This is a genomic window from Chryseobacterium sp. KACC 21268, assembly GCA_028736075.1.
Classification (GTDB): domain Bacteria; phylum Bacteroidota; class Bacteroidia; order Flavobacteriales; family Weeksellaceae; genus Epilithonimonas.
In genome coordinates this window covers 3027564-3042205 of sequence record CP117875.1, presented here as the reverse complement: position 1 = coordinate 3042205, position 14642 = coordinate 3027564, and the positions used below count along the sequence as shown (strand labels likewise).

The window sequence follows — 14642 nt, the reverse complement described above, 5'->3', positions numbered from 1 at the left end:
TAGTTAGAAACCGGTAATATGGGAATAAAAGATTTATTTGAACTAGAGAAGATTATCAGCAAAATTCATTGGAGATGTGCGGTCTTTCTATAAATAAGAATAGGGTATACCTATGATGTCTGATGATTGTGGCTGGCGAAAAATGTTAGCTAATAATTATAAATTGGGAAGTCCAATATTGTAGATATACTTGGATGTAGCAAAAGAATTAGCTTCCAAATTTATGGAATTACCTACAACTGATGATATTGCGTACAGTATCGATTCATTTAAGGACTTTGTCACAGTAACAAATGAGATTTTATATCATAGGAAAATGCTTGCTTACATCCATCCGATATCTAATAATAAAGCTATTGTCTTCACTCCAGAGTTTAAAGAGAAATATGATATTTCAGAAGATAACCCAATGGTCTTCGATGAAGGTTTTTTTGATTATGGTTAGTATGACGAGCATTTTGTTTTGTATTCTGCCTTACTCGATAATGACGTTTTGGAATGGTTGCAGTTTGTACAACTCCACCCAAGATGATCAATTATCACGAGATAATATATACGATTGAATAAAATCTATTGGCCTTTATGGACAACCGAATATGTTGTAATCAAAAAGCTGGACGAAAATGATGATTATTCACAAAATAATCCTGGAAAGCTTAATCTCCGTCATTTCTTTGAGATTTAAGATCATCAATTGGAAATATACAGTGCAAATTCCCACTTTATTGGTGATGAAACAGTTGTAATAGAATTTATTATTGAAGTTTATGGGGGTTACGAAGTTTTTGCAATTAGGACTAATAAGTTTGAAGAATACAAAGAGATCTCAAAATTTGCTTGGAATAAGAAATATGATAAATTATATGAACTTTTAGAAGATGATCTAAGAGATGGAATTTACGAGACGATTAGTAATTCTGAATAAAAAATATTTACCTTTGCCACAAGTTCAAATCATTATTGAAAGAACTGAAGGTAAGATAAAAGCCAGCTCTCACGCTGGCTTTTATTGATTAAATTATTTTTACATTTTTTTTATAAGAGAGTTGTCTTTGATTTCTTTTAAGTACATATATTAAAGTTGTTTTGTTAATTGTATGCGAACGCGCTGCCTGAGCCATATTAAAATAAAGTGGAATGACTTTGGCTGAATATTAATTTGCAACTAATTTATCCAGATACATATATTTGACGGTATAAAATCTTCACTTGCTGTAATGACTTTTCCATCATCATCCCTAATATTATTATCATTCTTTACATAGTGGTAACATTTCCTAGTAACTCTTTTTACAGATATTTTTTTAATCCAGAAACTTGATTAGTGGGAGAGAGATAATCTTCATCCGAGGTTAATAAAAGAATTTTTTTTTCATCCAGTCCTTTACAAAATCGATTAATGATAAAATTGACTTCTCTCAAATGTTTTTCTGAGCCTAAAAGCTTTGATTTTCCAAGCTGCAATGCAGTTTTAGATTCAGTCTCCGGATTCAGATCTTTTGATTCATCCGCCATAAAAAGTTTTAGTAATCGGAGTATAATTATCAATATCTAGTAGTTTTCCACGTCTTCTTTGTAACAAATAGTAGCCTGTTTCCTTTCAGAAAGTGTTAGCTGAATTTGAGGCTTAAAAAAAAGCCAAAGAAACCTTTACGAGCAGTACTTTTTGCTTATCTTATAGATTATTTATGTGATAATGAATCTTATCGCATTTTTTTTGACAAAAAAGTGTATATTTGAATTCCGAACTTCATTTTTCGGCAACTGACTTTTTGATAGAGAATGTTTTTACATTCTCTATTTTAATAAAAAAAAATGATAACAAGTAATGTTACCATTTCGTTTAAATCACTTGTGTTTTGCTTTGAATAAAGGGTTGCAAAAGTAATTCTTTTAATAATTACGTCGCTAAAATCCAGATGATATAAGTATGTTTAGCATAGATTTTCTATATTATAATGCATTGTAAACACCAGTTAGTATTTTCACTAATCGAAATAGCGTCTTGATTACCACTTGTCGTAGGCAAAAGGTGTATTATCGCATCCTTCTCTATACAGTATTGCCTTACTGCGTAGGAAGGTGTTATATAACCAAAAGTTTTATCTAAATATTCAAGATTCCAAGCGCAAACTTATAATACACAACTTCCCGTTCTTGATCTGACGAGTTAATTTTTCAAATGTTTGATTATGCACATAGATACATTTGTTAAATCTGTTGTTGCTTGTTTTCTTAACCCAGTTTCCTCGCTGATGCTATTCTAGACAGTCTCACAGCGTGGAACGCCAGAGGGAATTTATGAGAAGAAGAGAGGTGTTAACAGTGAATGGAAAGTAATGATAAGCAAGAGTTTTATCAAAATTAATGTGGTCAATTTAAACCTAAATCACCTGGTCAATTTGAATTGAAATTGGGTGGTCACTATCACTGGAATTTACAACTTAAATGGAAGCCTTAATACGATCATCCTTAATTAAAGTATAAGGTTCCTGATAAATTATTGCTATATTACTCGCCGTGAAGCATTCATTAAAATATTATAAAAATGAAAAATATTTTACAAATTTATTCTTATTTTCTTAGTATATTATTTTTCACAAATTGTTGATTTGCAAAAGCTTTTAGATAAAGATTGGAGATCACATGAATATTTTTATGATTACCTGGAGTATATTAATGTATATTACGTGATCATAACAAAACCAGTGAGTGATAAGAGGTATCAAAGTACAGTGTCACTATCAACTAATAAAGATAAAACCCCGCCATTTAACTGTACCAAATCAAGCAAATGCCTCTCTTAAAATCATTGCTGCATAAAAGATAAGGCAACAATACACATTTCATGTTAAGTTATAAAAAAAGAAGCTATCTGATCGAGATAGCTTCAACTTAAAAAAAATTAATTTAGTCTTCTAAAAAACATTGCAAAGTTAATATAAATTTTGTATGTTTGTATTGACTTATTCATCATAAGTTATAAATACATCATTAAGGAGAGCATTTATTTGCTCTCCTTTTTTATTCAGTTTGTTGTTAGTTGTTTTTTGTTCTGACCACCGCAACATCTTTTTCACGCAGTATTGCAATCTTTTCTCTCGTTTCCGGCTCTATTCCTTCAACCATCAATAAGTTTCTGCTTTCGCTGGCGAGAATAAAATAAACAGATACCAGTAATGATAGAGGCGGCCCATCAGATTCAGGGCTTTTGAAGGTATGGCTGATTCCCATCAAAAGTATTACAACGATAAGACCTGCGACTGTCGCACCATCTTCAAAGACTACAAGAAAGCTTGCGAGATCTTTGCTTTTAATGATCACATCCCACCAATTCAGGCCATTACGGGTTTTGTTGAATTCATTGACGGCTATAAAAGAGAGAAGTACCCTCGAAAATAGTTGAGAGCACCATTACAATATAATTCAAGAACGGGTCTTTCATCAATCTAGGCTCCAGAATATGTAAGATACCGTGATAAATGGATAACGCACCACCAAGACTAAATATCAATATACAAACGACCAAAAATATAATTATTTACCATAGCGGAAAGGATGTTATTCATTTGCCGGCTTTAGCTCCTTTTTAATCCATTAAGCAATAACAGCCGATTGGGGATATCAACGGTAAAGTAGATTTCCTCAGAGATCATAGATAACTGTTGGTGAAAGCTCCTGCAATAAAATAGGTCAAAGCGATCAGCAGGTTGGCGGCAAGTGCAATGTAAATTGATTTACGATTATTGGCCATTTCTACTATGCACTTGGTTACCCATTTTACAGCCCTCATCGCTGCTGTAGAGTTAAAAAGTCGACGCTACGCCTATGGAAGGTTTTGACTCCAAACTGTTTGATGAGTTTTGTAGGTTTATCAGAAGAAGGTCTTCATGCTTTTGTTATATTATCATTGGGTATCATGATGAATCCAATAATTTTCTGGCATCCATGCCGAAATCCATGCAACTCATAAATGAATTTTCGACCAGAATAGTGCAGGAGGTTTGAGATCAGAAAAGGATGTAATAATCGAACCTTTCAACTTATTGCTAAAGATTAAAGACCTAACAAACGTCATGGTTTTATTTATTTTAAATATTCAGAATCTGCATATGAATTAGATGCTACGTTCATATATATACAGGAATCGAAGTAGACTGTCAGTTAGTACAACATAACTGAACTGAGCGGTACATTCCCAAAAAAAGTTTTGTAACTATTTTAAAAATTAAAACCATTTTACAGATAATTTACAATTCCATTCTAGAAATTTTACCATTTCTGCAGATTTTTCACATCATTTTTTATTAAACTTTCATAAGCAAATCAGATTACAATGATGTTCAATTTTTATGAGGCTACGTGATATTCTGTTGCAATTATATTCCTTTATTGCTTTCAGGACATCGATTGGAATTTTCCTTGTGCCTGCCTTGATTAGTAATTTGCAGAAAATGTCAGAAATCTCGTAAGATTATAAATAAACTATTTGCCATATATAATAGAATGAAATAGTACCTTGCACGGAAGTAATGTTTTTTTAAGATCAATTTTTCTTAATAATTATATTACAAAATAAATAAATTTGGTCTTAACATGCCTTATCATATTTTTCAATTATCCAAAATTTCTACTTCTGAAACATTCACAATCTATTCTAATTGTTTATTTAAGTACTTAATACCTTACAATATATTTAAAATTTTTCACAAATCATAGTGTAGAAAAATTGTGTAGCACTACTGTTACGTGCAAGAAATGTAACTCTGTACAAATTATTATCTCCTGGATAGGTAATATATAATTCGTCAAGGCTATTATTAGCATAAGATGAATCTAATGTCTGCCATCCATTCGTATCTACTGTAGTACCACTTCCAATTGTTACTGTCATATTAGAGGTCAATGTGTTCGTTCCTGAAAAACCATCAGTTGATTTATTAACTTTGTGAATTAATGTATAATGTATAGAGGTAGAAGGTCCTGAAACAAGCTTGATTTGTGGTAAAGTGCTGGCATTAAACCGAAAACTAAATTTGCCACAATCCACACTATTACCAACATTTGGTGAATTTGAAACATAAGTTAGTTTTTTATTTTCCAAAGCCAATTGCTGTATGGTGTTTAACATACTTGCCTTATCCCATTTGTCCAATTCTCCGTTGCTATTAGAAACTATTACATTATTGTATGTAGCGTCAGTACTTTTGTCAGTTAGTGTTCGCACTCGAAAATCTCCATTAATGTCGAGATTTCTTGAAGGTGCATTAGTTCCAATTCCTACATTTTGTGATGCATAAAATGCTGAAATTAAAAACATCAATTGTAAACTAATTTTTTTCATAATTACAGTGTTTGCATATAAAATCTTTCGCATATCAGAGCATACGCGTAGGTTACCGTACTATTATTGTTTGTTCTCGACAATGTTATTCTGTACAAATGATTTTGTTTTGGCGGTATAATGGTATAAATTCGAACCGTATTACCTGCGGTATTGTTGGATGCAGGAAAAGCTGTGGCGTCCAGAATTTGGTAAGTTGAATAATTAGTTGTGTTTAGAGTTACTGTTCGATTATTATAAGTGTATGCAGCATCGGTCCAACGTTTAATGCCATATCCTAGATCAAAGGAAGTAATATTATTGTTCGTAATAAAAACTGTTGTTGAATTAAACTTAAATTCAGGATTATTGTTATTGTTAATCCTAAAAGTCATATCACCACAACTGCATTCATTTGCTGTAACTGGAGTTTGTGCAAGATAAACAAATCTTCTCACTTCAACATTATTGGTATTTGTCTGAAAAATTGAAGGAATTGAAATATAATCGATATCACCTGTACTATTGTTAGCAGTTACAATTCTATCATAGGAGGGATTATTAGTAACAGATGTTGTATTTGTTACCCGCAGATTACCGTTTACATCTAGCTTTCTAGTTGGTGAATTGGTGTCTATTCCTACATTCGTGTTTTGTGCAATAAATAATCCGCTGATAAAAATGCTTAAAAATATAGCTGGTTTCATATGTTTAAAATTTTTCGCAAACTGCAGCAAAGTCATACGTTGTAACACCTGTTCTCTGTAATGCTCGATATATTGTAAGTCTATAAAAGTCTACATCTCCAGGATATTGGAAATGCATAACATTTTGCTCGAAATCTGCTACATTGGCTTGGGCAAACTGCTGATAAGTATTCCAATTTGTCCCATCAAAAATGAATGGAACTGTTGCGGCATCAGAACCGGTTTTACCTTGGTAAAACTGAAATCCATTTGCTTCATAATTTTGCTCCATAGTCATATAGATGTTAACTGTTGTATTTGGATTTTGAGATAACCTGAACCTAATATTTGATGATGCGCCTGTATCAAATGAAAAACTGAATTTACCGCAAGTAAGTGCTTTAGATGGATCACCACTTTCAGTTGTCATATTGTAAATTTGGCTATAGCTCTCTTTATTTGATGTTCCTACCTGTGGGGTTGGCTGCATACTTGCTTTTGTAGTATAATCGATATTTCCGTTGGAATCAGTTACAAGTATGTCGGTGTATGCAGAAGATTCAGATTTATTTATAATACCACGAACTCTGACGTTCCCATCAATATGTAATTTTCTTGAAGGTGAAGCTGTGTTGATACCAACCTGAGCTGATGAAAAATGATATATGAATAACAAAGATATTATGTAGATATTTTTCATTTCAATATTATTATTATTATTGTTATTTGAAAAGTATCAGCAAAAATATAATATTAAAATAAATATTTAGGATAAAAAATTATTTTTAACATTAATATTGACAATAATTTTTTTTTTAGTGAAAGTGTAGAAATAACATATATTATCGCTAATCGATGATGATCAAATTTTCTTATATAGAAATTGATAATGTAGAAGCAATAAATATTTTTTTATTCTCGTGTAAGTAAAACATAGTGCATGTCTTTTTTGTAATATCATGGACGTTGACTTCCATTCTGTATTTGTTTCCGCAGTTGTTGATGACTTATACCGATGATACCATAAACTTAATAGGGTATTAGCTTGTAGATAAAGACTGTGATAACTTTACTCCACATATGCAGCAAAATGTCCCTTACAGAATAAATTTCATGCAATAGACTCGATCAGTTAGTAGAATTCCTGCGATAGCTGTTCTTGGTTGCCTTTTTTCTGCAGGAATAAAAACAGATTTTAGAAAATGTTGCATAACTTCCATATCCAAAATTATTAAAGCGCTCAATAAAATGTTGTAGAACCTTATCGTACATATTAAATATCATTGGTAATTTAATGATTAATCATTAAAAAACCGAAAAACAGAGTTTTGCTCTCCTTTTCGTTGATATGATTAACAACAAATACAAGTTTTATTTTGCAAAATTAAATTGATTAGATTTATCCGGCATGAATCAATCACAATGATAGCATGTACTTTACAATTCATATCATATTGAAAGAACAGGCAATTGCCTGTTCTAAAAAGTAGAAAATTTAATCTATTATGAATAGATACTGTTAATATTCAAAAAATATGCCTGGTCATAATCGTAAGCAATTGCTAAACTCAAATAAATTATTTCGTGCAGGTATTGTATAGATTAAATATTGTCAAAACTTTAAATGTAATATTTTAAAAGTAACGCTACCAAATTTTTAAATTTTACTGTAAAATAACTATCAAAAGTCCAGTGCATCTTTAATTTTTGCATTGACATCATCCATATCAAAAGGTTTTGAAATAAAGCCGTCTGCACCTGCATTTGTTGCTATTTCCTCACCGTCTACACTAGCTGATAGAATAGAACTGGTAAATTTTCTAGTCCTTTTGTGCCTCTTATAGTCTTTAATAGCTGATCACCAGACACCACAGGCATCCACAGGTCCATAAGTAAAAGATCTGACTTTTTGAGGTTTATTTCTTTTATTAGATTTGTACTATTACATTCAATAAATACAGTATAGCCTTCGATTTTAAGCATTATCTCCAATACATCCAGGATTCCTGTATCGCCGTAGTATATCATTATTTTCTTTTCGCTCATCTCTGTTTAAATATCCCTCAATTTGAAGAATCTTTCGAATATTTTAGAATTATCTATCTGACTGATGCTCATGCCGTTATCTTTCACAAAAACTTTAACAAAATCGCCGACGCGGTTGCAGTATATTTCCACCTTATCTGCTCCATGAGAATACTTTATGGCATTTGATACCAAATTATTAATCACTTGTGATATTTGAATTTCATCTCCTGAAATTGTTGCTTGCGTATCACTTGTAACATTTAATTTATATTCTGTGGTTGCCAAAGAGAGGTTTTCAATGGCATCAAACAAAAGAAGTATCCAAAAGTTCTGAGATCAGAATATTAAGCCGTTCCACATTAAGTGAGACTTTACCTAAAATGGAAATAAATTTTTCCGAAGCTGTTTCAGGCACCATCTTTTCAAGAAGTTGCACAAAACCTTTTATTGTAGTCAATGGTGTTTTAAGCTCGTGGCTGGCGATTTACAAAAAATCATCCTTGCGCATGTCAATTTCTTTTTTATCTGTTATATCCTCAATAGCAATCAATATCCTATCCTTTTACTGACCCTCAAATTCGACACGATAAGCATTTACCAGCATTATTTTCCGACCTATGTACGAAAAGTTATGTTCAACTTCGAAATCGATAACCGGATTGTTCGTAGGTAAAATTTTAGTCCGAAGTATTTTTAAGGCATCAATATCCTATTGGTGGTTGCCAAGCTCAAACAGCACTTTTCCAACAGTATCCTGTTCAGTGACCTCAAAGGAGTTTAAAAAATGATTATTTGCACTAATAACTTTATATTCTGCATTTAAAACCAGTAGACTTTCCCTGACCGTCTGAATTATACTGGAAAGAAAGGCCTCATTTTCGTTTAATTCCTTAGTGCGCAATTCAATCTTTTTCTCAATAGAATCTTTCTCGGCACGCAGCTCACTTTCAAATTTGTTCCTTTCACTAATATTTTGAACTCCAATGAAATTAGTGGTATTTCCGTTGCCATCTTTCACCAGAGAAATAATAAGTTCATTCCAGAACAAAGAACCATTTTTTCTATAGTTTCTAATTTCCACTTTACATTGCTTCCCATTTTTCACAGCATCTTTAATAAGTCAGCGTTCTTCCTGGGTACGATCTTGTGCCTGTAAGAAACGGCAGTTGTGGCCGACGATCTCTTGATGGTTAAAACCGGTAATTATTCAAAGGCTTTGTCACAGTATATAATTGGGTTGTCAGGTTGCAGGTTGTCAGTTATTATAATACCTGAACTCGCAGAATTGATAGCTTGAAGAATGTAGAGCAATATATAATTCATTATGTTTGTATAATCACCTTGTTATAGTCGTAAATTATTAATAATTACTTATCGTATAAAAAAGATCCATAGCATCAATTTTTGCTATGTATAAATTCAGTAGCTTTAACATCGTTATAATTAAATAATTTATGTTTTTTCCTGCGCTGAATGAAAGCCGCACCGTGCGGTATTTTACATTCTTCTATTTGTATGTGATGCAGGGAATCCCTGCTGGATTTGCCACTACTGCCATCTGCAATTTTCTTGCATCAAAGGGTTTACAACCGCAGTTGATAGGTACATTTGCTGCTATTGTCGGAATTCCCTGGATTCTACAGGTTTTGTGGGGGCCTGTCATAGACAGGTACCAATATTCGGTAATAGGTCACAGAAAGCATTGGCTGATTCTTACGCAAGTTATTGCTTTTATCGCATCTTTGCTGTTACTTTTTATAAGTGATCCTGTTAGTGAATTGAATCTATTAACGCTTGTTTTTTTTGTGCATAGTATTTTTGCTTCTGTACAGGATGCCAGTGCCGATGCCATCGCAATAGAAGTTTCTCCCAAACAATACAAAAAAAAGGATGCCCGTTTGCTTAAATAGAAAAATGGATAAGGAATGGCTGGATGGCAAATCAATGGAACACTTTGCCTATCCAAACTACGATCCTGATCTAATTGCTCGGGAAACTGGGGGGGATATTGCTGATTTTGTTCTATCCAAGTAAGAACACGGATTAAATATATACTCGACAAAAATGCAGGAAGTTTGATCTTTGAAGGCATCGTGTTCTTAATCACTAAATAAAATTTTATCTCAAATGGATCAATACACCATTATTTTTCTGATCCTTGGGATTGCTGCTTCAGTATCGCCCAGATGATGCTGAGAAAGGATTGATCTTGTCAAGTCATTGTTCAATAAATCCCATCATATTTCTTTTTTATTGTAAATATCGATCTTTTCAAAAATATCTTCATTTCTAAAGGAAAAATCTTTTCGGTACTACGAAAAGGTAGTGATTTTATGTGATGTGCATTCTTCAACTTTACCACATTAAAAGTTGATCAACTGTTCAAATCATTATTAACATCAAAAATCACCGTTATGAATACCGAAAGAACAGAATTTATAGCATGGATGGAAAGAATCATGGAACGATTCGACATCCTTAAGGAACAAGTGTCATCCAGCCAATCCAAATACATTGAGATCGACGGCGAAGTATTGCTTGACAATCAGGACGTATTGCAGCTGCTAAAGATCAGTTCAAGGTCCTTGCAACGCTACCGCACCGACAAAAAGCTGCCGTACTATACCATCAGTGGCAAGCTTTACTACAAGCTGTCCGATGTCCATCAGCTGATCAGAGAATGTTTAAGTTCTTAACAGGACAGAGACATTCAAAGCCAAGGCAGCCTCTCCAAAACCATATTCAAAGATCGACAATATCTGCTTTTATTTTCGCTTCATCAAAATTAGTTGTGATGGAAGAAATAGTACAAAATAAAAACAGTGAGATCAAGCCGGTATCGGATACACTGCTGGTCTTGGACAAAGACACCAACAAGATCGAGATGGTCAAAGGCTTGGACAAAGATGGAAATCTGCAAAAGCTTCCACCAGAAGAAACAAAGGACAATGAACAATTGATCCGGGTCGATAAGCACGGTGACCTGTTCTCCAACTTCTTCTCCAATTTCTACCGGCAGCTCAAGAACCCTTCTCAATTCAATTTTTTCAAGGTCTCGGAATATGATGCGATCAGCACTGCAAAAGACCTTCAGCAATATGTTAATAACGCATCTCCCGAAGATAAGGAAGTATTGAAAGCATACGAGATGCTGCCAAAAAATACAAACCAATTAAAAGATCATAGTACAATGGAAAACAACACAGACACTCAGGAGTACCGCTTCCAGCCAGAGCAGATCGACTGGAAGACAATGGAAAAATTCGGGCTGAATCAGGAAAAGCTTGAAAAGATGAATGCCCTTGATCCTCTATTGAGGGGGTTCAAGACCAATAACCTAATTCCCATCACCATTAATCTGGGAACAGCGGTCAGTAAAATGGATGTAAGGCTATCACTACAGACAGCAAACAATGGCGAGATCGCCGTTAACCTGCACGGTATTCGGAAGGAACCTAACTACAACCTCAAGTTCCTTGGTCACGAGTTTACCGAGGAAGACAAGAAAAACCTTAAAGAAAGCGGAAATATGGGCAGAGTAGTAGACCTTGTCAATCCCAAGACCGACGAGATCATCCCATCCGTGATCAGCCGTGACCGCCTCACCAATGAACTCGTCGCCTATAGGGCAGAATACATCAAGGTCCCCGATGAAATCAAAGGGATCAAGCTGGATGACCACCAAAAACAGACCCTATTGGAAGGCAAACCGCTTTATCTTGAAGGAATGATCTCCAAAAAAGGCGAACCTTTCGATGCCACAGTACAGTTCAACGCAGACAAGCGTTATGTAGAATTTATCTTTAATAACAACCAAAACCAGCAACAATCCCAACAACAGGATCAATCCAATCTCCCAGCTCAAAAAAACGATGGGGAAGCCCCGAAAGTATTCAGAGGAAAAGAACTGGATGATGGACAATATGACAAATTCAAAGCAGGGCAGACGGTCTATGTGGACGGTCTCGAAGACAGCAAAGGTAAAGCCTATCAAGGCTACATCACCTTCAACAAGGAAACCGCAAAGACAGAATTCTCCTTTACCAACCCCAACAAATTAAAGGAAAAAGCCCAGCCTTCAGAAGACCATAAAACCCAAAAGGCAGTTAATTCAGATGGCAAGACCAATGAGGCCACCAAGAATCTCAAAGAACCGTTGGAGCCCAAACAACAGCAGCCTGCAAATAAGCAACAGGAAGCCCAGCAGAAGAAACCGGTCAGATCCAGAGGGCGCAAGATGTAATTACTCAACTACAATTAAACAACCACCCTGATCAACAAAAACAGTTACAACCACAATAGATCCAATCCTATGAAAGCCATCATCGCAGAAAAGCCCAGTGTTGCAAGAGAGATCGCTCAATTGTTAAATGCCAACGAAAGAAAAGACGGTTACCTCGAAGGCAATGGTTATTGCGTAACCTGGGCACTAGGCCATTTGGTGTCATTGGGAATGCCGGAAGATTATGGCATAAGAGGCTTTGACAAAGCCTCTTTGCCTATCTTTCCCGATCCCTTCCTATTGATCCCAAGACCCATCAAAAAGCAAAACAACAAAGGTTACCAACCTGATCCTTCAGCAGTCAAACAATTAAAAATTATTAAAAATGTGATCGATCAATGCGACAGCATTATTGTAGCTACAGATGCGGGAAGGGAAGGAGAGCTCATCTTCCGGTACATCTACCACTATCTCCAATGCAAAAAACCATTAGAAAGACTGTGGATCAGTTCCCTGACTGAAAAAGCCATACAGGACGGTTTCAAAAAGCTGCAACCAGGCTCAGCATTCGACGGTTTATATAAAGCGGCAAAGGCCAGAAGCGAAGCCGACTGGCTGGTCGGTATCAACGCTACACAAGCATTGAGCATTGCCGCCAACCAAGATGTCTACTCATTAGGTAGGGTTCAGACCCCGACATTGGCTTTGATCTGCAAAAGATTCGAAGACCATCAAAATTTCGCCCAAAAGAAATACTTTCAGATCCAGTTAAAGCACCGTAAAGAATACCTGGACTTCACCAGTCAATCCAATGAACAATGGGATGACAAAAAGCAAACAGAACAAATTATAAGATCCATTGAGCGGGAGGGAAAAGCTACTGTAGAAGATATATCCGTTAAAACAATTCAGGAGCAGTCGCCCTTACTTTTTGACCTGACAGAACTTCAAAAGGAGGCCAACAGAAAGCTCGGTATGTCAGCCGATGAGGTTTTGCAGACCGCACAGTCACTTTATGAAAAGAAATTCATTACCTATCCAAGAACCGGCAGCAAATATATTCCCGCAGACCTTTGGGCAGAGATCCCGGAACTGGTCAGAATTCTCAATACCGTAGATAAATTCAAACCCGCCATCTCCACCCTTAAGTTCGGCAATTTTAACAAGCGTATGGTCAATGACCTCAAAGTAACTGATCACCACGGATTACTGATCACTACAAAAATCCCGTCTGCACTCACAGCAACTGAAAAAGCCATCTATGATATGATCGCCTATCGTCTATTGGAATCCCTTTCAGAACATTGCAGCAAACAGGTCAGTCATATCACGATCAAAGTTCATCATTATGACTTCAGCATCAAAGGTTCAAAAATACTGACTAAAGGCTGGCGAGCCATCAAGGGAGTCCTTTCAGAGCAGAACAGCAATGATAACATCAATGACGACGTAGAAACACTCATTGACCTGCCAGAATTGAAAATCGGTGATGAGCTGAAGATCTCCCAAGCTGAGCTACTAGAAAAGATAACCCAACCACCCAAGCTATACAGTGAGGCAGATCTGTTGTCAGCAATGGAAAATGCAGGAAGATCAACTGAAGACAAAGAGGCTCAGAAAGCACTATCAAATATCGGGATCGGTACACCAGCCACCAGAGCTTCCATTATTGAGACCCTGCTGAGCAGGAACTACATTGTCAGAAAAAATAAAGCTTTAGTACCAACCGAAAAAGGTTTAAAAGTCTATAGTCTAGTCAAAGACCAAAAGATAGGCAATGTACAAATGACCGCAGAGTGGGAGATGTCATTGAACAAGATCGAAAAAAGCGAACTTGATTCAAAACAATTTATCACTGATATCAAAGACTATACATCAGAAATTACCAAAGAACTGTTATCATTAGCCATCCCGCAGGAAAATATCCCCAAACTAAAATGCCCTAAATGCCAGCAGCAAAACCTTATCATCAATGACAAGATCATCAAATGCCCTGATGAACAATGTAACTGGATGCAGTTCAGAAATGTTTGCGAGGTACAGCTAAGCATAGATCAGATCACTTCACTAATAAATGACAGAAAAACCCCGCTCATTAAAAAGATGAGAAGCAAAAACGGCAAAAGCTTTGATGCCTACATCACAATTAAGGGAGATTTCACCGCCTCATTTGAGTTTCCTGTACGACGCAAATGAAATCGCAAACGGCATTGGAATATTAATGTAAAGACTCTATTTACTTAATGACAGAGCGTTTCCATTATTTGTCAAGTTTGTCAATGTAATGACAAAAAACAACCTTTATATTGCCGTAGATATTCTTGTATGAAAACATTTGACTCTCTGAATCATGTCATTAACCTTCTGACAACTGGCTTAGGAG

General features: G+C 35.2%; 15 protein-coding genes. 6 read left to right on the top strand and 9 right to left on the bottom strand.

Going from position 1 to position 14642, the window contains the following annotated elements; all coding sequences use genetic code 11:
• The first annotated feature begins 223 nt into the window (after nucleotides 1-223).
• Nucleotides 224-445: a hypothetical protein gene (locus PQ459_14010; GenBank protein ID WDF46013.1), complete on the top strand. Its 222-nt coding sequence runs from the start codon at nucleotides 224-226 to the stop codon at nucleotides 443-445.
• A 249-nt stretch (nucleotides 446-694) separates the two neighbouring features.
• The gene (locus tag PQ459_14005; protein WDF46012.1) at nucleotides 695-925 is read left to right on the top strand and encodes a hypothetical protein; all 231 of its coding nucleotides are present in this window, start codon (nucleotides 695-697) and stop codon (nucleotides 923-925) included.
• Nucleotides 926-1290: 365 nt separating this feature from the next.
• Here the strand turns inward: PQ459_14005 and PQ459_14000 are convergent, their stop codons facing one another.
• The 9 genes from PQ459_14000 to PQ459_13960 all read right to left on the bottom strand — a co-directional run bounded on the left by PQ459_14000 (nucleotide 1291) and on the right by PQ459_13960 (nucleotide 9142).
• Entirely contained in the window at nucleotides 1291-1515 is a 225-nt protein-coding gene (locus PQ459_14000; protein WDF46011.1) for a hypothetical protein, read from the bottom strand.
• Between the two features lie 1524 nt (nucleotides 1516-3039).
• Nucleotides 3040-3324 carry a hypothetical protein gene (locus PQ459_13995; GenBank protein WDF46010.1) on the bottom strand — a complete coding sequence of 95 codons (285 nt, stop codon included), beginning with the start codon at nucleotides 3322-3324 and terminating at the stop codon, nucleotides 3040-3042.
• A gap of 1372 nt (nucleotides 3325-4696) precedes the next feature.
• Complete coding sequence (locus PQ459_13990; GenBank protein WDF46009.1) at nucleotides 4697-5344, bottom strand: hypothetical protein; 648 nt, start codon at nucleotides 5342-5344, stop codon at nucleotides 4697-4699.
• 2 nt (nucleotides 5345-5346) lie between these two features.
• Nucleotides 5347-6030 (bottom strand): hypothetical protein, encoded by a 684-nt coding sequence (locus PQ459_13985; protein WDF46008.1) that lies wholly within the window; start codon nucleotides 6028-6030, stop codon nucleotides 5347-5349.
• 4 nt (nucleotides 6031-6034) lie between these two features.
• On the bottom strand, nucleotides 6035-6709 hold the full coding sequence (locus PQ459_13980) for a hypothetical protein (GenBank protein WDF46007.1): 675 nt from the start codon (nucleotides 6707-6709) through the stop codon (nucleotides 6035-6037).
• Between the two features lie 1085 nt (nucleotides 6710-7794).
• Nucleotides 7795-8055 (bottom strand): response regulator, encoded by a 261-nt coding sequence (locus tag PQ459_13975; protein ID WDF46006.1) that lies wholly within the window; start codon nucleotides 8053-8055, stop codon nucleotides 7795-7797.
• A 6-nt stretch (nucleotides 8056-8061) separates the two neighbouring features.
• Nucleotides 8062-8322 (bottom strand): sensor histidine kinase, encoded by a 261-nt coding sequence (locus PQ459_13970; protein WDF46005.1) that lies wholly within the window; start codon nucleotides 8320-8322, stop codon nucleotides 8062-8064.
• 19 nt (nucleotides 8323-8341) lie between these two features.
• Nucleotides 8342-8521 carry a histidine kinase dimerization/phospho-acceptor domain-containing protein gene (locus tag PQ459_13965; protein ID WDF48727.1) on the bottom strand — a complete coding sequence of 60 codons (180 nt, stop codon included), beginning with the start codon at nucleotides 8519-8521 and terminating at the stop codon, nucleotides 8342-8344.
• Nucleotides 8522-8746: 225 nt separating this feature from the next.
• Nucleotides 8747-9142, bottom strand: a complete 396-nt coding sequence (locus PQ459_13960) for a PAS domain-containing protein (GenBank protein WDF46004.1) — start codon at nucleotides 9140-9142, stop codon at nucleotides 8747-8749.
• A gap of 349 nt (nucleotides 9143-9491) precedes the next feature.
• Here PQ459_13960 and PQ459_13955 point away from each other — a divergent pair, with 349 nt between their 5' ends.
• The 4 genes from PQ459_13955 to PQ459_13940 all read left to right on the top strand — a co-directional run bounded on the left by PQ459_13955 (nucleotide 9492) and on the right by PQ459_13940 (nucleotide 14455).
• Complete coding sequence (locus PQ459_13955) at nucleotides 9492-9947, top strand: MFS transporter (protein ID WDF46003.1); 456 nt, start codon at nucleotides 9492-9494, stop codon at nucleotides 9945-9947.
• A 504-nt stretch (nucleotides 9948-10451) separates the two neighbouring features.
• Nucleotides 10452-10733 carry a helix-turn-helix domain-containing protein gene (locus tag PQ459_13950; GenBank protein WDF46002.1) on the top strand — a complete coding sequence of 94 codons (282 nt, stop codon included), beginning with the start codon at nucleotides 10452-10454 and terminating at the stop codon, nucleotides 10731-10733.
• A gap of 98 nt (nucleotides 10734-10831) precedes the next feature.
• A complete protein-coding gene (locus PQ459_13945) occupies nucleotides 10832-12280 on the top strand; it encodes a DUF3945 domain-containing protein (protein WDF46001.1) in 1449 nt (482 codons plus the stop codon).
• A 69-nt stretch (nucleotides 12281-12349) separates the two neighbouring features.
• Nucleotides 12350-14455, top strand: a complete 2106-nt coding sequence (locus PQ459_13940; protein ID WDF46000.1) for a DNA topoisomerase 3 — start codon at nucleotides 12350-12352, stop codon at nucleotides 14453-14455.
• The last annotated feature ends 187 nt before the right edge of the window (nucleotides 14456-14642 follow it).

Bases quoted from the DNA above. Each gene is read 5' to 3' on its own strand.
- PQ459_13945 (WDF46001.1), top strand. From the start codon at position 10,832: ATGGAAGAAATAGTACAAAATAAAAACAGTGAGATCAAGCCGGTATCG.
- PQ459_13990 (WDF46009.1), bottom strand. From the start codon at position 5,344: ATGAAAAAAATTAGTTTACAATTGATGTTTTTAATTTCAGCATTTTAT.
- PQ459_13980 (WDF46007.1), bottom strand. From the start codon at position 6,709: ATGAAAAATATCTACATAATATCTTTGTTATTCATATATCATTTTTCA.
- PQ459_14010 (WDF46013.1), top strand. From the start codon at position 224: ATGGAATTACCTACAACTGATGATATTGCGTACAGTATCGATTCATTT.
- PQ459_13940 (WDF46000.1), top strand. From the start codon at position 12,350: ATGAAAGCCATCATCGCAGAAAAGCCCAGTGTTGCAAGAGAGATCGCT.
- PQ459_13950 (WDF46002.1), top strand. From the start codon at position 10,452: ATGAATACCGAAAGAACAGAATTTATAGCATGGATGGAAAGAATCATG.
- PQ459_14000 (WDF46011.1), bottom strand. From the start codon at position 1,515: ATGGCGGATGAATCAAAAGATCTGAATCCGGAGACTGAATCTAAAACT.
- PQ459_13955 (WDF46003.1), top strand. From the start codon at position 9,492: ATGTTTTTTCCTGCGCTGAATGAAAGCCGCACCGTGCGGTATTTTACA.
- PQ459_13975 (WDF46006.1), bottom strand. From the start codon at position 8,055: ATGAGCGAAAAGAAAATAATGATATACTACGGCGATACAGGAATCCTG.
- PQ459_13985 (WDF46008.1), bottom strand. From the start codon at position 6,030: ATGAAACCAGCTATATTTTTAAGCATTTTTATCAGCGGATTATTTATT.